This is a genomic window from Fischerella sp. JS2 (genome assembly GCF_032393985.1).
Lineage (GTDB): Bacteria > Cyanobacteriota > Cyanobacteriia > Cyanobacteriales > Nostocaceae > Fischerella.
This window is the reverse complement of record NZ_CP135918.1, coordinates 4,113,167-4,132,530: the sequence shown is the minus strand read 5'-3', so window position 1 is coordinate 4,132,530 and position 19,364 is coordinate 4,113,167. Positions and strand designations below refer to the sequence as shown.

Below are 19,364 nucleotides of genomic sequence, written 5' to 3'. Positions count from 1 at the left end.
TGCTCTCTAAAGCAACACAGGAGTATAGGGGTGTAAGCGTGTAGGAGAGAAATAGTGTTACTTTACATTTGTTGCTAGTAGCAATCAATGCTAGTAGCGACGCTCATATCGAGAACAATATCATAATCTCCTATGCTGAAAAATCTTTCTACAGAGCTATTTAAATTCCCATAAGTTTTCAATAAATACCACATAAAAATGAAGAGAATATGACCTCTTTCCCTAGATGGTACTTCAACGAATATAAAATGGCTGGTGTTGGCTTTGAAGATACTGCTCAAGTAGCAGCTTTTGACCGTAACCAACTATCCAGTACTCCAGCAAAAGAACAGGCTTTGGTTCAACGATTAGGAATTTCTTCAGGACATAGTGTTATTGATCTGGGAGCAGGTACAGGAACCTTTGCAATTCAGGCGGCGCTCAATGGGGCTTTGGTAGATGCTGTTGATGTTTCGCAAAGTATGCTGGCTTATGCTCACTCAAAAGCTCAACAAGTAGGAGTTACTAATATCAAATTTCATCAGGCTGGTTTTTTAACTTATCAACATAATGAAAATTTGGCTGATTTTGTGATTACTAAAGCTGCCCTACACATTCTGCCAGATTTCTGGAAAATGGTGGCTTTGATGCGAATGGCTGCGATGCTGAAACTTGGCGGGATTTTTTACCTGCGTGATGCGATCTTCTCATTCCCGGCTAGTAAGTATCAAACCTCGATTAGTCATTGGATTGAGCATTCAGCTAAGCCAGAAGGTGAGGGTTGGACAGTCAAAGACTTTGAAATGCATGTGCGAGAGGAATACAGCACCTTTGCATGGATAATTGAGGGTATGCTGACGCGAGCCGGATTTGAAATTAAAGAAGTTAGTTATCCTACGTCTACTGTTGCTGAGTATCTATGTATTAAGAACAGTTAGACAAAATTAAGTTGATAACCAAACCAAAGTGTTACCGCAGTTAGCAGTAAACATACTATCCCTGCGACTCCAGCTAGAGGTTTTTTGTTCTTACCTGTCACCCAGTCTGAGATTTGCTCGGTGTAATCGATGAGTTGGGCTGTATCTATACAAGCGATCGCCCATATCCAGCCGCTATGCAATCCCCAAGCTAAGCCCAAATTACCGCGATCAACAAACCGTGCTAGTACCAATACTATCCCCATTAGCCATAGTCCAGGAAGCTGCGGTATGGTTTGTTGTTGTTCCCAAATTAAGTGTAACACGGCAAATATCAAGCTAGATATAGTTGCTGCTATCCAAACTGAATAATCTTGCTCTAATTCTGTAAACAAAAATCCACGAAAAACTAATTCTTCAATCCCACCCACAAATAAAGCTATTAACAAAGTAGGTAGCAAAATAGATGGTAGTTGCTTGATGTTGATGTATGTTAACTTGCACCAACCCAGCCAAAGCTGACATGTAAAAACCACAGCTAGGCTGAATAAACCTAAACTAAAACCCAGGGTGACGGAACCAAGGATAGAAATGTTGGTAACAAAGCCGTAATCTGATAAAGGTGTTTTAGTCAGCCAAGTGATTATCCAAAAAATTAAAGGTACCAATAAATAAAGTGACAATAATAAAGGTATCTTTTGCTCTGATTTTAAAGATTTGTTAGGTTGCCAATTTAGAAAAACAACTGACAAGGCTGCAATTGGGAACCAACATCCACCCCAAGCAATAAAAAAAGCCATCACCACAATCAAACTTGGTGCATTTTCCCAAAATGATTGCAAATTGTAGAGTGATGACTTCCATGAGAGTATCAAAATGGAATAAAAAAACACGACAGACTTCTCGCAATCCTAAATTTATAGCTTGTAGAGAGAAAAGCTTTTACTTTTCGAGCAATTTTTAACCAGGAGTAGCGATGTGCGATCGCCTTTTATTTACCCCTTAGTATGACTTGCTTTTTTGTGCTTTTCTCTCTACTTCACCAAGCTTCTACCAAATTCGGTAACTTCTGCAAGTGGTCTAATCGTTATTTTCTACCTGAAAAATCTTTAAACGGTAGCAACCATTTTTTCCTTGCCAAGGAGATGAGTTACTAAGTATTCACTCTTAACTTTAATCCCTACTATGAGAAAAATTTACTCTTCTTCTTCAATCTCATCTTCCTCTTCATCAATGTCTATATCTGACTGGAGTTCTTTTTTGTCACTATCAACTTGAATGAGGTGAATGTGCTTGTATCCCAGCTTAATTTCAAATTCATCACCAGGCTTTAAGCCCATTGCTTTAGTGTATGTCGCACCGATGACTATTTGACCGTTTTGATGAACACTAACCCGGTAAGTCGGTTCACGACCACGACCATCTTTTGGTGCTTCTGGGCTTAAGGGAATTCCCCTAGCGGATAGTAAAGCATCATAAAAATCGGTGAGATTCACACGCACCTGATTATTTTTTGTAACAGTATAATAGCCACACTGTTTTGCTCTTTCTCGACGTGGTAAATTAGAAAGTTCTTTGACTTTCGCAAGCAGTGCTTTTCCGGTTAATGGTGCAGTTGCAGTTTCAGTCATTACGCTCAAAATTTCCTTACTCTCTCCAAACTATTCAAAGGTGTAGTTCTCTGTCAGTTTTTAGCTTTTCGTGATTTACACTAAAGTTGCTGACAAACCCAGAAAAAGGGTGAAACCCTGATTCTAACAAACCAAAATCATCTTTTATGACTACCCATAATTTGTTAGAGTCGCGGTTGTCCCAGGTATTTATTTCGGTAATTTTACGGCATATTTAACCATCATTTGCCATCGAAAATGAAATATTTTTCTTTTCTGATGCTATTGCGACGGTGTAATTTTAAGCCATCTTTACAAACGAAACGAGTTCCACTACTTAATAAGCCGTAGACTCAAGATTTTGCAAGAATTTCCTTATGCTTAACTCAAGCTTAGAACAGCATAGTATTGTCATAAGGTTGTTGAGCATACACTCTTTGATCTTGCCCATAGAGATGAATAAATTTCACCCCTGGTCGTCACGAATAAACAAAGCAGTATCAGCCGCACTTGATCGGCTATTTCGACTGGTTTTGTTTTCTCGTAATTTTATATTAAATACTAACATGCAATCATAATAGCAAAATAATTGTTTAAGTTTGAATTAAACTTATTGCTAGACTTTAAATCTTATATCCTTTACCTTGGGAAGGTAAAAAGCGGTGAGGATTTTCCTCCCGCTTTCTTACCGTTGTGAGTATTGAGGCATGGATTTTATAAAAATTCATCTAATATAGACAAGGAGATTTGAGGACAGAGTTACATGATCAAGTTTGTTGATTGAGACCAGACAAAATATTTCCGAGTATTATGCTGCCTATTAATTACCTCAACATGTTCATTAGCAGCTATAACAATTCTATATAACCAAAAAAATAGCACTTTGCGACTAAAGGAGGAATTTGTACAATTGTTTATTAAACTTGGTGGCATTAGTCAGGAAAAGATTATTGGGGTTGGGGCATAGGAAAATAAAAACTCTTTAACCTTTAACCCTTCCCTTTACCGAACTCTTGCAAAAGTCACTTTTGCAAGAGTTTTATTGACTTCTGTTAACAACAACATAAAGTTATATTCTATAGGTAATAGGGTGTAGCAGTGACAAAACTGTCGCTAAACCCATACAGAGCTTCTACAAGTAGAATTTTTATGCTTATCCTCGAAATCTTTCATGATCAGCATATTAACAGCTACCTTTGAAATGAAAGTAGCTAGAGCATAGCTCGTTGGGTAGGCAACGCCGTTTAGTTAAGAGTAAAAGTAAAAGGTAAAAGGAAATTATAAAGGACAAGTGTCAAGATTAAAGGGTAAAGGGATTTCATCCATTAATCCTTTCCTGCTTCCGCTTTAAGCTTTTGCGTACTGAAGCTTTACCCTTCCTAACTTCTGCAAAAGTCTGTTTCCTATGTAAATGTGAGAATTTCAATATTTAGGTTGGTAATAATGGAAGTACTATTTAAGGTTATTCGACAGCAACATAATTCTTCTGCTAAGGTACAAACTTACCTATTGCAAGTAGAACCAGGTAATACAATTCTTGATTGCCTTAATCGGATTAAGTGGGAACAAGATGGAACTTTAGCATTTCGCAAAAATTGTCGCAATACAATTTGTGGTAGTTGTGCTATGCGAATTAATGGGCGTTCTGCTCTTGCTTGTAAAGAAAATGTTGGCAGTGAAATTTCTAGATTACAACAGTTAGCAGTACATACAAGCAAGGCAAATGCTATTCCAGAAATTACGATCGCTCCACTCGGCAATATGCCTGTAATTAAAGATTTAGTAGTAGATATGAAGGATTTTTGGAATAACTTAGAGGCGATCGCACCTTATGTAAGTACGGCTAGTCGCAACGTACCAGAAAGAGAGTTTTTACAAACACCAGAAGAGCGATCGCGACTTGATCAAACTGGTAATTGTATTATGTGTGGAGCTTGCTTCTCTGAATGCAATGGCTTTGAAGTCAATTCCAAATTTGTTGGTCCCCATGCACTGGCAAAAGCTTATCGAATGGTAGCAGATAACCGCGATAGTGAAACAGAAAACCGCTTGGAAAAATACAACGAAGGTACTCAAGGAGTGTGGGGTTGTACCCGTTGCTTTTACTGCAACAGTGTATGTCCAATGGATGTGGCTCCATTAGATCAAATTACTAAAATTAAACAAGAAATTCTCACCCACAAACAAAAAAGCGATAGTCGTTCCATTCGCCATCGCAAAGTGTTAGTAGAGTTAGTTAAAGCAGGTGGTTGGATTGATGAGAGACAATTCGCTTTACAAGTAGTTGGTAATTATTTTCGGGATTTGAGAGGATTGCTTGGTATTCTACCCCTGGGTTTGCGGATGTTTGCTAAGGGTAAATTTCCCTTTTCATTTGAACCTTCTCAAGGAACTCAACAGGTGCGATCACTTATTGAGGCGATCGAAGAAGAAGGAAATAGAGAATAGGGATTTGGGGAAAGGGGGACAACTAATCAGTTATCAGTTATCAGTTATCAGTTATCAAATAAAACTGGTCATTGATAACTATTGACTGTTTGCTGATTGAGGACAAGGGAGACAAGGGGGACAAGAGAAATATCACACTCCTCACACCCCACCCTACGGGAAGCCGCGCAAAGCGCGTCTACACACTCCCCACACTCCACCCTTACCTTAAGCCTATGAGCGTGTCTACACACTCTCCCCATCACCCCAATCCCTTCCCTACCGTGGATCTTGGGGTATATTCAATGGTTGCCCAGAACGGTTATAGACTAAAATATCCCACTGTCCATTGTTACTGTACTCAAAGGCAATTCTCGTACCATCAGCACTAATTGTGGGGTTGCGGACTTCTGCTTGCAAATTAGCAGTCAAATTACGGGATTGTCTTGTTTCTCTGTTATATAAAAATATGGCTGTGCGACCTTGGCGAGAAGCAGCAAAAACAATACTACGACCATCATCAGAAACACTAGGATGAGAGGCGATCGCATCAAAGGCATTTAAACCAGGTATATCAATCAAGTTACGAGTCACCATATCAAACATATATACATCTTGGCTGCCACGGCGGTCAGAAGTAAAAACAATATATCTGCCAGAAATTTGCGGAGTTAATTCCGAAGCAGGACTATTGAGACTCCTACCGCCAGGATCAAAAGGGTAACTCAAAAGCCGGGGATAGCCAACACAGCCAGTTAATAAACTTGTTAAGGTAAGTATAGGAAGAAAAATATATTTGGTCATTTGTCATTTGTTAATAGTTAGTAGTTAGTTGTCTTCCCACACTCCCCATCCCCCCATCTCCAGACTATGGCACAGGAGCCACAGCACCGTTAGGGATATCTAACTCAATCTCTGGCCCTCGATCTAAGACTTCTACATCCCATTGACCACGGCTAGCGGTTTCAAAAACTACATAGCGTCCATCAGGGCTAATACTAGGATTTCTTACCCAACCGCGATATGTGGGGGTAACGATCTGTGACTGTTGTGTAGCGCGATCGTAAAGTGCCACCACGGGTCTCCCTTGGTCGCTGGTAATGTAGGCTATGTAGCGTCCTGTATAGCTGAGGCTGGGACTTTCAACTATTGTCCCAGGGCGATTTAAGCGTGGTGTACGCAAAAAAATTTGCTGCTGTAAGTCGTATAGCAGTATCTGGTGAGTGCCATTACGGGTTGATACAAACGCTAAAATACGACCATTTCCACTTAAGGTCGGTTGCTCTTCAGTGTAGCGACTGTTAAGAGAAGTCGGCCCAATAGGAATATTTTCTGGACTACAAGCTACAAGTAAACTTGTAAAACCAAAAATCAGACTCCAAAGACAATTTCGTTGGAGCCAAAATCCAGGTGTAAATTTTTTCACCTTAACTGTTTTTTGTTCTCTCTTTTACAACCTCCACATTAGTTTATTTAAACATCATCAAAATCTACTGAATTATCTGATTCGTCTTCTGAACGATTTATCGGTTTATATTCTACATAATCAGTAGGGATAACATCGTCATCTTGACGTTCAGTTAGAGATTCGGAATTATTAGACGGACGACGTCTTCTCGGTGGTTTGGGTGTGGTATCTGTAAGATCGTCAGTAGGGTTTTCTGGACGTAAAGAACTATTAGTTCTACGCCGAGAAGGTCTTCTTTCTTTAGTAGTTGGGCTATCCCAATCATCAACTGTTTTAGAAGTTGTAGTACCCCAATCATCTTCTAAGCCGCTACCACGACTGCTTGGACGTGAACTACTACGCCGACGAGTTGTTCTGTCGCTAGGTTCTGATCTCTCACCATTACTGCGACGTTCTATACGCCGGGGTTCATCTTCATAGTAATCATTACGGGATGAACGGCTTTCTCTACTACCTGGAATGCGAGGACGCGGACGTTCATCTTCATACTCATCATCGTAAGGCAGGGAATCTAATTCTGCGTCCACCTCAGCTTTGTAGGGAGATTTTCTCCGATACTGATAGCGACTACTAACTTCTCGCTCATCATCCACTATGGGAGTGTTACGCTTAGCTTGTTGAGTAGCAATACCCCGCAGACGAATGCTTTCTACCGCAAAAAATACAGTTGAGCCAACCAACAGTAGCTGACCAAACTGTAAAATCGGGTCGAGTCGCCATCCTTGGAAGATAAGAATAAAGCCGCAGAGCAGGCCTACAGCAGCAAAAAAGATATCTTGATCTCGCGAGAGTTCTGGACGTACTGTGCGGAGAAAATACAGAGCAGCCCCAGCGATCGCCAGGAAAATCCCTAGAAGACTGGCTGAGTTGGCCCCAAAATTGACTTGAGCCAGAACACTGGCTGAGTTCAGCCAAAAAGTTAGCATTGTTTTTGTCCTAATATCAAATCTATGTTAGCGAGTTGGTATTTAAATCTCTACTTTAACAAGGCACTAAATATATTGTAGAGACGCAAAATTATAGGCAGCGCCGTGTTGTTTGCAACCGTACGACTGCCATTGCGTCTCTACATAATTACCCAAAGCTAAAAAAGCACTGGTTTTGAGAGTCAAATTAAATCACACACGTATTATTAAGAACGTTGGATTTTATCTTTTTGGCTAATAAAAAGCAATCCTACGGTAATAGGGATAACGACAATCACAGTACCCCAAAGCAGGCTCCAAAGAAAATTTGCTAAAGAAGGCGTCATATTTTTCAACCTTTTTTTACAGACTTTACCTTAATTTTAATAGTCTATTACACCCTTAGAGCAATAGGACATAGACTTCTATTTTAAAAATGGGGATTGGGAATCTGGAAAAGACAAAGGAGAGGAGGGGGACAAGGGGGACAAGGAAGATAAACCAGACAAACCAGACAAGGCGGACAAGCCAGATAAGGGAGAGGAGGGGGACAAGGGGGATAAGGGGGATAAGGGAGAAATTAAATGTTCCCTGTTCCCTGTTTAGCTAAAATAATAATGATTAAGCTTTACAAAGCTTCAAAATTTATAACTTGTGCTTGTTTTTTGTTTATTGCAGAGAGTGAGAAACTCATACCATGACTGGTGTTAACCTTACTGCTTGGATTCTCGGTCTAGGACTGGGATTGATGACACTTTTGTTTATTTTTCGCATAGTTCTAACTTGGTATCCCCAAGTAAATCTAAATCGTTTACCTTTTAATTTAGTAGCTTGGCCAACAGAGCCATTTTTGATACCAATGCGGAAGTTAGTTCCACCCATTGGTGGGGTAGATATTACGCCGATCATTTGGGTTGGTATCTTTAGTTTGCTGAGAGAACTACTTCTTGGTCAGCAAGGACTACTGATTATGATGTCTAGGTAATATAAATCAGTTAACAGTGAACAGTTAACAGTAAGTAATCAAATATGATCACTGATCACTGATCACTGAATTTACCCTCTAGCCTTGCATTTCTTGTATAAAACTGGTGTAAACATTACCCTGTAAAAACTGTGGGTTTTCCATAATTTTCTGATGAAAACTTATAGTAGTAGGCAGTCCAGTAATTGCACACTCTTGCAGCGCTCGTTTCATCCGGTTAATAGCTGTAGGACGGTCTTGTCCCCAAACAATTAGCTTACCGATCAAAGAGTCATAATAAGGGGGAATTTGATAATCGGTGTAGACATGAGAGTCTATGCGGACACCAGGGCCTCCAGGTGGGAGATAACCACTAATCCTACCAGGTGCAGGACGAAAATCGTGATCGGGGTCTTCGGCGTTGATACGACATTCAATTGCATGACCCCGTAAAACTACTTGATCTTGGGTAAGTTTTAGTCTTTCCCCTTGAGCTATGCGGATTTGTTCGACAAGCAAGTCTACCCCTGTAATCATTTCTGTCACAGGATGTTCAACTTGGATACGGGTATTCATTTCCATGAAGTAAAAATGACCTGATCTATCTAAGAGAAATTCAATAGTTCCTGCGCCGGTATAATTGATAAATTGGGCTGCTTTAACGGCTGCTTGACCCATTTTTTCCCGTAGTTCTACATCAAGAGCCGGGCTGGGGGCTTCTTCAAGTAATTTTTGATTACGACGCTGAATTGAGCAATCCCGTTCACCTAAATGAATGACGTTTCCGTAATTATCGGCCAAAATTTGAAATTCAATGTGGCGTGGACGCTCGATAAATTTTTCTAGGTAAACCCCAGAATTACCAAATGCTGCTCCTGCTTCGCCTTGTGCTGCTTGAAAACATTTGATGAATTCGCTTTCTGAACGGACTAGACGCATACCCCTGCCACCGCCACCAGCAGTAGCTTTGATCATCACGGGATAGCCAATTTTTCTGGCGATCGCTAATCCTTCTTTGTCCGAGTCTATTAAACCATCGCTACCTGGTACTGTTGGTACTCCTGCTTTTTGCATGGTTTCTTTGGCTGTAGATTTATCGCCCATCAACCGAATGGCTTCTGGAGAAGGGCCAATAAAAGCAATGTGATGATCTGCACAGATTTCCGCAAACCGGGCATTCTCTGCTAAAAAACCATAGCCTGGATGAATAGCACTCGCATTGCGTGTCAAGGCTGCGGCAATAATATTAGGAATATTGAGATAACTTTTACTGCTTGCAGCTTCACCAATGCAAACGGCTTCATCAGCTAGTTGTACATGCAGTGCATTTCGATCAACGGTGGAGTGTACGGCCACAGTTGCGATTCCCATTTCTTCACAAGCCCGGAGAATGCGAAGCGCGATTTCTCCCCGATTAGCAATTAATATTTTGTCAAACTTCATCTTTATAGTGTCGATATCAGTTAAGTAAATTGACTAAATAAGTCTGAAGTGTAAAGGTTAGAGGATGAAAAGAAGAATGAGGTTTAAAACTTCATACTTTCTCAATAAATACCTTCATGGGGTTGTTTCATCCTACCCTGCACTCCCAGGGCGTAGCCCTTCTCGCAGAGTAGCCGTTCTAACGAGTGTCTACATACTTCATACTTCAGCCTTTGGTTGACATTTTCTCCTGGCTAGTTTAAAACAACGCTTTCGCCTGATTTCAAATTATGACAGGAGATGACATAGCATAGAACTTTTAACAGTTGTCAATTCTCAGTTATCAGTTATCAAAGCAAGTTGTTCACTGTTCACTGAATTTAATTCGCTAAACTACCAACAGCTGCTGGTCTGAAGTTGCCTACTTTGCCCCAAGCGCATCGTAATTCCACAGTTTAAAACTGTAAGAGTGTTAAGTCCACAGGTAGTTCTGGCTATAGCCTTTTTATGCCCCTCCTACTGAGGCTGTATTTCTGCCAGTCTAATAGGTCAAGGGTCAAAATTTTGTGCATACAGACTCTTGAATTTGGGAAAAATTTAATTATGACTCCACTATAGTGATTTTGTTGTGCTATATTTAATCATTAGTGCAACCTTGCGGATGTGGCGGAATTGGTATACGCGCACGTTTGAGGGGCGTGTGGCTTTGCCTTGCGAGTTCGAGTCTCGCCATCCGCATATTTTTAATTTGAAGTTCAATAGAGTATTTTGTTTTGCCAAAATGGCATCCTTAGTTTAATAATCCTATTGTTTAATCTTTTAATGGTTAAGGCTTTGGCTGTTAAAATTAAGCGTTTTGTCTTCTTGTCCGCCCTGCAATAAATTGCGGGCTAATAGTTAAAACCCACTTCAGTGGGTTGAAATGCAATACTACTTGGGGTTTTGAGCCGGGATAAATTTTCGGCTTAAAGCTTAAACCCATTAAAATTGGTTAGAAGATTGCCTAGTAAGCTAAAAGCTTACTTCAGCTATTAGCCCGCAGTTTACTTGCGGGCGAGTTAATTGCTTAGTCTGATAATATTTATCGAACTACTAGGAAACTAGAAAGTTTTTTTAAGGCATAAGGAATGCTGTTCGTTGGAAGCTGACGTTAAGACAAACAAGACAAGAAAAACAAATTGCTTCCTTGTCCCTGGTGTCCTCCTTGTCCTCCTGCTTTACAGTTGAGTTCCTCCTGGCCCAGCAGTAACAACTACAACCTTGTCTGGATGAATTAGATCCTTGATTACCTGCTGTACTTGAGTCATACTTACAGCGTCGATTCGCTTGGGAAATTCTTGGATTTCTGCCAAGGAAAGTCCATAGACGGAATTTTGCAAAATTAAGTCTGCAACATCAGTTGGGTTTGCTAAATCTACGGGGTAACTGTTGGTAATTGAGCGTTTTGCTGTGTTTAATTCCGCTTCTGTTATACCTTGTTGTCGCACCTGCTTAAGTAAAGCGATAGTGCTAGCGATCGCTTTTTGGGCGTCACTCGGGGCTGTTTGCATTTGAATTAAGAATGGCCCTGGCTGAATCCCGGCGGCAAAAGCGCTGTAAATACCATAGGTTAAACCTTGGCGATCGCGTACTTCCGTACCCAAACGACTAGATAAAGTATCACCACCTAAAATTTGATTTAGTACCAAAGCCGCATAAAAACGAGGATCTTTACGGGAGATGCCGTTATAACCGATATAGGTAACAGCCTCAGCTTTACCTGGAATAACTGGGTTGAGGCGTTTTGTAGATGGCGGTAATGATACTGGTGGTAGGTTAATGCTAGCTGGTTTACCTTGGACTTGCCATTTACCAAAAGCTTGATTGAGCAAAGCTTTGACGCTAGCTGGGTCAAAATCTCCTACTAAAGCGATCGTTGTGGTGTCTGGTCGGTAGTGTTCCTGATAAAACTTCAACAAATCTTGGCGAGAAATACTTTTTAAGCTTTCCTGGGTAGGGAAACTATAAAAAGGATGATTTTCAGGATAAATAGCTTGTTGGAATACTCTGCGTCCGAGTCCGCGAGGATCATCTAGCTGGATTTTCAGCGCTGTCAACGCTCTTTCTCGACTCAATTCTAATTGTTCAGCTGGAAATGTAGCATTTTGAACAACGTCTGCTAAGGTTTGAATCATAATTGGTAGATTGGCAGACAATCCATTACCATTAATACTTACTCCCTCACGGCTGGCACTAAAGTTTAAGCTAACTCCCCGGTCTTCTAACTTTTGAGCAAGGGTGAGAGCATTTTGTGTCTTTGTGCCATTCATTAAGTTGGTAGCAACAAGATTTGCGAGTCCAGCATGAGAATTTGTGTCAAATTCACTACCTGCATCAATATTTCCACTTAAATTAATGGTAGGAACACTGCGATCGCGTAATAACAAAACTCGTAAGCCGTTATTCAGCCTAAATTCCTCTGGTAGGGGTTGATTTCTAGATTTGGTAGTTGATGTCGCCGCAGGTAGGTATTTGGCAAGTTCTGTTGGATCTACAGGTTTACCAGGACTGAAGTTTTCTACCGTGCGACCAGCACTAACACTAGAAGTCCCTGGTTTACCGTCTGGTTGAGTGGGTTCAAAAAAGCCGATTGTTTGTTTACTGGGATAGAGGTAAGTTTTGGCAACTCGCTGTATTTCTTGGGGTGTAACTTTAGCGATCGCTGCTAAATACCGTTCTACATAACGATAATCTCCAGCGACAGTTTGGTATAACCCTAGTTGACTGGCTTGACTGGTGATGTCCTGGTTGTTGAGTACAAAGGAAGTTTGTAGCAGCGTTTTGGCCCGATTTAATTCTGCTGTGGTGACTGGTTGCTGTTGCAATTTTGTTAAGGAAGTTTGCAATACCTGATTAATTTTTGATAATTCTTGACCAGGTGCTGCTGTAACATTAATTTCATACCAACCAGGTTCAATTAATTCTACAGGACTAGCACTAATTGAACTTGCGAGTCCAGATTCGACTAAGGCTTGGTAAAGCCGAGAACTACGTCCCCCTGTGAAGACTGCATCCATGACATCAATTGCAGCTACATCTGGATGATGAACGTTTGGTAAGGGATAAACCACTTGCAAAAGTGCAGCACTTCCTGGTTCTTTTAAGACAATAGGAGATTTTTTAGTAGCGTTAGGAGAAGCAGGGAGTTTTTCTTGATTCACCACCTCAGTTTGTCCCCGCGTCAGAGTGTCCTTATTTCCTCTTTTCGGTAGCTTTCCAAAAGTTTGCTGAACAGCTTTCAAAGTTGGTTCAGTGGCAAAATCACCTGTAATTACCAATGTGGCGTTGTCAGGGCTGTAATAAGTCTGGTAATAATTCTGCACCTGAGCAAGTGTAAATTTCTCCACATCAGCTTTTGTTCCTCCTACAGGTAAACCGTAGGGACGATTAGGAAAGGCAGATCGCATAACAGCCCGGCTGAGACGATAACTAGGTGAATTTTCGTATCCCTGCAACTCAGAAATGACTACACGTTTTTCACTGGTTAATTGCTCAGATCCTATTAAAGATTTTTCCATGCGATCGGCTTCTAGAGTCAGCAGTGCTTCTAGTTTGTCCTGCTGTACCGTACCAAAATAAGCAGTTTCATCGTAGGTGGTAAAGGCGTTAAACTGACTACCCAAAGCACTAAATAACCGACCAAACTGCACTGGACGGTCTTTAGTTCCTTTGAACATTAAATGTTCTAATTGATGGGAAATGCCATTTTCCCCTGCTTTTTCGTTGCGCGAACCAACTTTATACCAAACCTGCACACTGACTACAGGTGCAGTGTGAACTTCCTTGGTTAGCACTGTTAAGCCATTATCTAAAACCGTTTTCCGCACTCCTTGCGTTAAGGAAAGTTCGGAAACTGGCGTGACAGCATAGCTGAAGTTATTAGTTATTAGGACTCCACTCAGGGTAAAGCTGAGGAACAAGCCAAGAAGAATATACGCAAGCCGCTTACTAAAGAAACGCATGTTGGAGATACAGATAAATATTCATTTAAGTCAGTAAACTTTGAGTTTACTTTCAATCAGACTAACAAATCACCTTAAAAGCATGGTGGCAATCTTATGAAAAAGTTGCGATCGCTTATGTGAGAAGGAACTTAATAAAGTAAATTAACATTAAAAAATATAAATATAGAGATGCAAAATTTCGCATCTCTACAAACTTCAATCTACTCAAGTGAGTTCAAAAGTCTATAAAATTCAACTTTATTTGTTCTTGTGGCTTTGCCGTCCAGCTTTTGCATGTTGCTCACGGCTACCACCTTGAGTACCTTTTCCTTCTGACTCCTTATTGTCATCTTGCTGATTACTATCAGTGCGATCGCTTCTGTGGGAGTGCTTACCACCTTGTCGACCAATCTCTGCCATAAACTCTCGGTCTTTACTTGTGGTTTCTCCACCTTTACGACCAGCTTCTCTAGCTTCTTCTGATGTAAATTCGTGTGCAGTTCCTTTTTCGTGAGCAGCTTTTCCGCCTTTACTAGCAATTTCACGCTGCTTATCTTCATCCATTGATGCAAATCCACGTTTACTTGTATCTGACATAATAATTCTCCTCTTCTTTGCGTTTTATTTTTGTCACAAAAATTCTCTTTAAAGAATCTATAGAGTTGCTCAAATACCCTTGATTCTATGTCTAATTTACAAATTAAAAATTCTCTAATCCTCTTTCTAATAGAGGAGTTTGTTTAAACAAAAACATGATTTTAATTATAAAAAATAATTCTGTAGTTAGAGTAAGCAACTAAAAAATTTATTCAATTTCATCAATTTTATTATTTACAAGTAAATTATTTTTGTAGCTATAAATTCTAAATTTAACTTTAATAAACATCTATCAATAGAGAGAAAAATACCTTCATACCTAATAAAGCAATCTCATCCATATATTGAGAATTTGAAAACTTCTAATACCAATTTGAAAAAAGAATGCAACACATGAATAATTATGAAATTCCTCCCCAACCCTCCGATATTAAACCCTTATGGATGCTACTAGTTGGATTTAATCTCTTTAATCCCCCCAAAATTTGAGGGGAAACAAAAGATCCTGTTCCCTCCCCTTTACAAGGTCAAATCAACCCAATCTAACTAGTTGGTTAGTTTATCGAAAACACAAGCTCATATTTCTTCCCTTTGACAAGGGGAGGGTTAGGGTGGGGTAAAACCAGAATTCATAAGCTATTTAGACTTATGTGTAGTACACCGTAACCTGTAGTCGGGGAGGGTGTCGTTAGGCAGGTAGGGTTATCTATCTGCCTTTAAAAATTTTTTGAATTTTCTCAAAGGATAGGGTAAAAGTTGGGGGTCTCGTTGTTCATGAATCATTTAGGAATGCTATAGCAATCGCCAAGCAAAAACTAATTATTGTTGTGTAGCTGAACGTCCTTGTTTACCTAACTTAATTAAGACAAAATAAATTAGGTAAAGTACATAAATTACTAAACTAATAATGCCAAGAATGCCGAGAAAGCCAGCACTCGTGTTGGGATGAAACCATTCTTTAAATCCTAAGGGCGCTTCAAACCAGACATAACAATTAGGATTGTTACTAACATTTTCCGAAAAAGCACAACCCAAAAAAGGTATAAAGGCAAGCGAACCTAAAATACAATAGATAGTTATTGCCCAGCGCCAAGAAGTAAAAGTCAGCTTTAAGGGACCACTAGAGTGATACTCAATTTCATCGTTAAGATCCACCCAGAACCACAGCGAAATCGGTATTAGAATACGAGCCATAAATCCTGAGATAAAACTGACTGGATATTGGGCAATCATTAAATAAATTGTGATAGCTAAAAGACTTGATACTCGCCAGTAAATAGCCAGCAAGCGTTGCATCCCTTCGGCTTTTTGCACAAATGCCCAAATCAGCAGAATGAGGGGAAGAACCACTGTAAATAGTACTGCCAGTCTATAGTCCATCCAGACTAAAGGGCGAAACCAAACTTCTTTTTCCATAATATTTCCACGAATGACAAATAATTTTACTCAGAGAATATACAAGTAAAAATTAACCAAGAATCTTATAAATGATAGCTGATATGACAGTTAGCAGTTATCAGTTATCAGTTTTATCACTTGGGTAAGGCTTCCTCCGGCAACCCTACCCACTATACTTCTCTCCTGTTACCTATTGCCTGTTCACTGATTTAAATACTATGCTTAATTAACTGAAGGTAAACAATGCTACATTATATTTCTATATTTTCGTGATCTTGATCTAAATGGTTAACAATTATCAATAATTGATAATTAGATGAAATATGGCTATTAACATAAAAAACAAGTAACTATAAAGATCAAAACTAAATATTTGCCACAAACATAGATACCTCAAAGGAGAGTTGAAAACTGCCCCTGCTTGGCTACATGTTTGATACTTTCAGACTTTTTTACAACTTTTAGTGATTTTGCACTTACTTCTACTTAACAAGTAAATGTAAGTTACACCTTGTGTTTAAATATTTTTTTGAAACTAGGACACAAGGAAGGCTAAGCTTGTCTTAGTAAAAAAGCGAAAGTACAAATACTAGCAAATTGATCTTTGTTACTTGTTGGTCAGTGTTCAGTGAAATTCACTAACTTAGTTTTTAGTCGTCATAAACACGACACTCAGCTGCTTCGGGGTTATCATCACAATATTGCTCAAAAGCAGTTTTATGCTTGGCTTGCTTTTGGTGAGAAGCTTCTGCTTGTAATTCTTCTACTGCATCCCAAGCAGCAGCACATTCAGCAGAATTGCTACCTGATGTATCACAGACAGCGCGGGCTTCTTCAACTTCTTGTTGGATTCTGTTTTGGATGTCTGTCATAGTTCTAATGTTGCTGTGTGTTATTAATACCAGTATAGAAAAAGTACGGAAAGGGCTTTCTTGCACTATTCCACACTATTTTAGCCATTTAGCTGCCACTTTAGTACTCTTGATTGTTACTTCATTACAAAGTACAGCAAATAACAGGACGTAGTGTGTTATAACCTTTTTCTTTTAAGATTTTACTAGGCATACAGTTTGAAGATTATACAATGATCTTTAGATAGATGTAATGGTAATAGCAAACCTAAGTTTCTAGAATTTTATCAAGGGCTAAATTAACCTGATTTTGGGATGCAATTTCATGTTTTCCAAGATAAAAAATAAAAAACTACTAGCCGGATTATAGAAAAGCGTAAAATTCATGGCAGACCAAATGCAGTGGGCAAATGCCCTGTCAACCCGTCCCTCTTTAGAAGCAGCTGTTGCAGATGTGGTACAACGCACAACTTCTTCCTTATCAGCACCTGCGGATTTAGGGCTGGTATTCATTTCGTCTGCTTTTACAAGTGAGTATTCTCGAGTGTTACCTCTGCTAGCGGAGAAACTTTCAGTACCTGTGCTGATCGGCTGTAGTGGTGGCGGCGTTATTGGCACTAGTTTAGCTGGACAAACTCAAGAATTGGAAGCAGAACCTGCTTTAAGTCTGAGTTTGGCTCATCTACCAGGAGTGGATATCAAAGCTTTTCATGTTGTTGCTGAACAATTACCTGACTTGGACGGGCCACCAAATGCTTGGATCGATTTGATTGGTATAACATCTTCACCAACACCCCATTTTATTTTGCTGTCTGCTTCCTTCTCGTCTGGTATCAACGATTTATTACAGGGATTGGATTATGCTTATCCAGGTTCTATGAAAGTTGGTGGTCAAGCAAGTAGTGGTGTAATAGGCGGTCGAATTGCGCTTTTTTGTAATGGTCGCTTGTATGAAGAAGGAACGGTTGGGGTGGCCTTAAGTGGCAATATTGTTTTAGAAACAATAGTAGCTCAAGGATGTCGACCAATTGGTCAGCCATTCCAAGTTACCAGAGGTGATCGCAATATCATTTTGGAACTAGACGAGCAAGCACCACTATTGGTACTACGAGATTTAATTGCTAGTTTGAGCGAAGAAGACCGAACACTGGCTCAAAATTCTCTATTTGTCGGTCTGGCTATGGATGAATTTAAGCCTTGTTTGCAACAAGGAGACTTTTTAATTCGCGATATTTTGGGAGTAGACCCCGCAGGAGGAGCGATCGCGATTGGTGATTATGTTCGTCCCGGACAACGCCTGCAATTCCATCTACGAGATGCTGAAGCCTCGGCGGAAGACTTAGAATTTTTACTGGAACGATATCAAAAAGAACAACAATTCCAACCAGGTGCTGTTGGTGCATTAATGTTTTCCTGTCTGGGGCGAGGTGCGGGACTATATGGCAAGCCAAATTTTGATTCCCAGCTATTTCAGCGCTACCTCAATAATATTCCCTTAGGGGGCTTTTTCTGTGGTGGCGAAATTGGCCCTGTTGGTGGTAGTACGTTCTTGCATGGTTATACTTCTGTATTTGGGATTTGTCGGGCGGTAGGGTAATGGGGATTGGGGATTGGAGGACAAGGAGGAAAAGGGAGAGTATGAGGAGTGTGGGGAGTGTGGGGAGTGTGGGGAGAGAATGACTAATGACAATTGACCATTGACCATTGACCACTAACCACTAACCAACAAAGTACTGTGATTATCTATTAGTGTGGGTGTGCCACAAGTGGCGATCGCACCGTATTTTTCAAAGTAACGACCTACTTCTGGCGGAAAATGGGAACAGTCAAATAATGCATCTCCATTGGCAACGGTAGCCCAAAAGTCTCGTAGAGTGGGAGCTAGTTCTTGAGCCTGCTCTAATGGTAGGCTCAAAGGAGGTAGGGTCAAAAATCTCACTATAAAGGGAAAACTGCGATCGCCCATCCATTTGCGTGAACTGTGTTGTAAATCGGGGAAATCGGGAACTGACTCCACACGATAGGACAACATCTGCAACCATTGCCTACCGTAATGATCGTGACGAAACTCCAGTACCCTATAGGGATGGGGATAGCTAACTAAAGAACCAGTAGTAATGTCGTATATTCCCTGAGAGTATGCTACATCCTGAACATGTAAATGTCCTGTGAATACTAACCTCACTCCGTAGCGATGCAATAAGGGTAATAATTCCCCAGCATTTTCTAACATGTAGCGATTGGCCATTGGGTGGCGTGATTGATTAGGCAAGTGTTCCACAACATTGTGATGTATCATCACTAGCACTAATTCATCACTAGTTGAGGCTAGCACTTCTTCTAACCATCGCAGTTGTTTAATATCCAAACGTCCTACTTGCTCTCCCCGGTCGTTGAACAAGTTAGAATTTAGACCAATTAATCTGATTCCTGGTAAAATCTGACAGGTATAGTAAGATTTTTCTGGATCTTTGTAACCAAATTTACGATAGTAATAAGGGAAATCTGCAAATGCAATTGATTGCTCATTAGCCCTGAACACAGGAACGTCATGATTACCAGGAACGACGTAGGCAGGAAAAGGTAAATGTGATAAACGTTGTGCCAACCAAGCATGGTTTTCTGGTTCACCGTGTTGAGTTAAATCTCCGGGTAGTAAAAGAAAATCTAAATCTAGTTGTGTTAAATGCTCTAATACACTTTCAAATGCTGAAACACTGACTTCCACCAAATGAAAACGGCTAGGGTGATTCCAGATTGTATGGGGAAGGGCAATGTGTAAGTCGCTGACTACGGCAAAGCGAAAATTGGGAATCATTGAAGTAAAGACTATTTTAAAAACA

Annotated in this window: 16 protein-coding genes and 1 tRNA gene; 5 read left to right on the top strand and 12 right to left on the bottom strand. The window is 40.2% G+C overall.

Annotated elements, in window-relative coordinates; all coding sequences use genetic code 11:
- Positions 1-209: 209 nt before the first annotated feature.
- Complete coding sequence (locus tag RS893_RS17535) at positions 210-917, top strand: class I SAM-dependent methyltransferase (RefSeq protein ID WP_315786063.1); 708 nt, start codon at positions 210-212, stop codon at positions 915-917.
- Here the strand turns inward: RS893_RS17535 and RS893_RS17530 are convergent.
- Together RS893_RS17530 and RS893_RS17525 are read right to left on the bottom strand one after the other, a co-directional pair.
- A complete protein-coding gene (locus tag RS893_RS17530; protein WP_315786060.1) occupies positions 914-1,789 on the bottom strand; it encodes a type II CAAX endopeptidase family protein in 876 nt (291 codons plus the stop codon). The two genes, RS893_RS17535 and RS893_RS17530, sit on opposite strands and share 4 nt — an antisense overlap.
- A 303-nt stretch (positions 1,790-2,092) precedes the next feature.
- Positions 2,093-2,527, bottom strand: a complete 435-nt coding sequence (locus RS893_RS17525; RefSeq protein WP_315786057.1) for an AbrB family transcriptional regulator — start codon at positions 2,525-2,527, stop codon at positions 2,093-2,095.
- A 1,422-nt stretch (positions 2,528-3,949) separates the two neighbouring features.
- Between RS893_RS17525 and RS893_RS17520 the strand changes: the two genes are divergently transcribed.
- The gene (locus RS893_RS17520; RefSeq protein WP_315786054.1) at positions 3,950-4,954 is read left to right on the top strand and encodes a succinate dehydrogenase/fumarate reductase iron-sulfur subunit; all 1,005 of its coding nucleotides are present in this window, start codon (positions 3,950-3,952) and stop codon (positions 4,952-4,954) included.
- Between the two features lie 258 nt (positions 4,955-5,212).
- Here the strand turns inward: RS893_RS17520 and RS893_RS17515 are convergent, their stop codons facing one another.
- From RS893_RS17515 to psbX, 4 genes are all read right to left on the bottom strand, one after another.
- Positions 5,213-5,737 carry a Tol biopolymer transporter periplasmic protein gene (locus RS893_RS17515; RefSeq protein WP_315786051.1) on the bottom strand — a complete coding sequence of 175 codons (525 nt, stop codon included), beginning with the start codon at positions 5,735-5,737 and terminating at the stop codon, positions 5,213-5,215.
- A gap of 64 nt (positions 5,738-5,801) precedes the next feature.
- Positions 5,802-6,359 carry a hypothetical protein gene (locus RS893_RS17510; RefSeq protein WP_315786047.1) on the bottom strand — a complete coding sequence of 186 codons (558 nt, stop codon included), beginning with the start codon at positions 6,357-6,359 and terminating at the stop codon, positions 5,802-5,804.
- 47 nt (positions 6,360-6,406) lie between these two features.
- Positions 6,407-7,327 (bottom strand): Ycf66 family protein, encoded by a 921-nt coding sequence (locus RS893_RS17505; protein ID WP_315786043.1) that lies wholly within the window; start codon positions 7,325-7,327, stop codon positions 6,407-6,409.
- A gap of 206 nt (positions 7,328-7,533) precedes the next feature.
- On the bottom strand, positions 7,534-7,653 hold the full coding sequence (psbX, locus tag RS893_RS17500; protein WP_315786042.1) for a photosystem II reaction center X protein: 120 nt from the start codon (positions 7,651-7,653) through the stop codon (positions 7,534-7,536).
- Between the two features lie 350 nt (positions 7,654-8,003).
- Between psbX and RS893_RS17495 the strand changes: the two genes are divergently transcribed.
- Entirely contained in the window at positions 8,004-8,291 is a 288-nt protein-coding gene (locus RS893_RS17495; RefSeq protein WP_315786039.1) for a YggT family protein, read from the top strand.
- Positions 8,292-8,369: 78 nt separating this feature from the next.
- On the opposite strand, the gene accC is transcribed toward RS893_RS17495, so the two are convergent.
- On the bottom strand, positions 8,370-9,713 hold the full coding sequence (gene accC / locus RS893_RS17490) for an acetyl-CoA carboxylase biotin carboxylase subunit (RefSeq protein ID WP_315786036.1): 1,344 nt from the start codon (positions 9,711-9,713) through the stop codon (positions 8,370-8,372).
- Positions 9,714-10,349: 636 nt separating this feature from the next.
- Between accC and RS893_RS17485 the strand changes: the two genes are divergently transcribed.
- Positions 10,350-10,430, top strand: a tRNA-Leu gene (locus tag RS893_RS17485).
- Between the two features lie 479 nt (positions 10,431-10,909).
- Here RS893_RS17485 and RS893_RS17480 read toward each other — a convergent pair.
- The 4 genes from RS893_RS17480 to RS893_RS17465 all read right to left on the bottom strand — a co-directional run bounded on the left by RS893_RS17480 (position 10,910) and on the right by RS893_RS17465 (position 16,542).
- Positions 10,910-13,693 carry a pitrilysin family protein gene (locus RS893_RS17480; protein ID WP_315786033.1) on the bottom strand — a complete coding sequence of 928 codons (2,784 nt, stop codon included), beginning with the start codon at positions 13,691-13,693 and terminating at the stop codon, positions 10,910-10,912.
- A 240-nt stretch (positions 13,694-13,933) separates the two neighbouring features.
- Positions 13,934-14,272: a KGG domain-containing protein gene (locus tag RS893_RS17475; RefSeq protein ID WP_315786031.1), complete on the bottom strand. Its 339-nt coding sequence runs from the start codon at positions 14,270-14,272 to the stop codon at positions 13,934-13,936.
- Between the two features lie 819 nt (positions 14,273-15,091).
- Positions 15,092-15,688, bottom strand: a complete 597-nt coding sequence (locus tag RS893_RS17470) for a DUF3177 family protein (protein WP_315786029.1) — start codon at positions 15,686-15,688, stop codon at positions 15,092-15,094.
- Between the two features lie 632 nt (positions 15,689-16,320).
- On the bottom strand, positions 16,321-16,542 hold the full coding sequence (locus tag RS893_RS17465; RefSeq protein ID WP_315786027.1) for a Calvin cycle protein CP12: 222 nt from the start codon (positions 16,540-16,542) through the stop codon (positions 16,321-16,323).
- 364 nt (positions 16,543-16,906) lie between these two features.
- On the opposite strand from RS893_RS17465, the gene RS893_RS17460 reads away from it, so the two are divergent.
- Positions 16,907-18,118 (top strand): FIST signal transduction protein, encoded by a 1,212-nt coding sequence (locus tag RS893_RS17460; RefSeq protein WP_315786025.1) that lies wholly within the window; start codon positions 16,907-16,909, stop codon positions 18,116-18,118.
- A gap of 114 nt (positions 18,119-18,232) precedes the next feature.
- Here the strand turns inward: RS893_RS17460 and RS893_RS17455 are convergent, their stop codons facing one another.
- A complete protein-coding gene (locus RS893_RS17455) occupies positions 18,233-19,339 on the bottom strand; it encodes a metallophosphoesterase family protein (RefSeq protein WP_315786022.1) in 1,107 nt (368 codons plus the stop codon).
- Positions 19,340-19,364: the final 25 nt, after the last annotated feature.

What these genes read in the sequence shown, in the direction of transcription:
- RS893_RS17495 (WP_315786039.1), top strand. Translation starts at nt 8,004, where the DNA reads ATGACTGGTGTTAACCTTACTGCTTGGATTCTCGGTCTAGGACTGGGA.
- RS893_RS17505 (WP_315786043.1), bottom strand. Translation starts at nt 7,327, where the DNA reads ATGCTAACTTTTTGGCTGAACTCAGCCAGTGTTCTGGCTCAAGTCAAT.
- RS893_RS17525 (WP_315786057.1), bottom strand. Translation starts at nt 2,527, where the DNA reads ATGACTGAAACTGCAACTGCACCATTAACCGGAAAAGCACTGCTTGCG.
- RS893_RS17535 (WP_315786063.1), top strand. Translation starts at nt 210, where the DNA reads ATGACCTCTTTCCCTAGATGGTACTTCAACGAATATAAAATGGCTGGT.
- RS893_RS17475 (WP_315786031.1), bottom strand. Translation starts at nt 14,272, where the DNA reads ATGTCAGATACAAGTAAACGTGGATTTGCATCAATGGATGAAGATAAG.
- RS893_RS17455 (WP_315786022.1), bottom strand. Translation starts at nt 19,339, where the DNA reads ATGATTCCCAATTTTCGCTTTGCCGTAGTCAGCGACTTACACATTGCC.
- RS893_RS17480 (WP_315786033.1), bottom strand. Translation starts at nt 13,693, where the DNA reads ATGCGTTTCTTTAGTAAGCGGCTTGCGTATATTCTTCTTGGCTTGTTC.
- psbX (WP_315786042.1), bottom strand. Translation starts at nt 7,653, where the DNA reads ATGACGCCTTCTTTAGCAAATTTTCTTTGGAGCCTGCTTTGGGGTACT.
- RS893_RS17515 (WP_315786051.1), bottom strand. Translation starts at nt 5,737, where the DNA reads ATGACCAAATATATTTTTCTTCCTATACTTACCTTAACAAGTTTATTA.
- RS893_RS17520 (WP_315786054.1), top strand. Translation starts at nt 3,950, where the DNA reads ATGGAAGTACTATTTAAGGTTATTCGACAGCAACATAATTCTTCTGCT.
- RS893_RS17465 (WP_315786027.1), bottom strand. Translation starts at nt 16,542, where the DNA reads ATGACAGACATCCAAAACAGAATCCAACAAGAAGTTGAAGAAGCCCGC.
- accC (WP_315786036.1), bottom strand. Translation starts at nt 9,713, where the DNA reads ATGAAGTTTGACAAAATATTAATTGCTAATCGGGGAGAAATCGCGCTT.
- RS893_RS17470 (WP_315786029.1), bottom strand. Translation starts at nt 15,688, where the DNA reads ATGGAAAAAGAAGTTTGGTTTCGCCCTTTAGTCTGGATGGACTATAGA.
- RS893_RS17460 (WP_315786025.1), top strand. Translation starts at nt 16,907, where the DNA reads ATGGCAGACCAAATGCAGTGGGCAAATGCCCTGTCAACCCGTCCCTCT.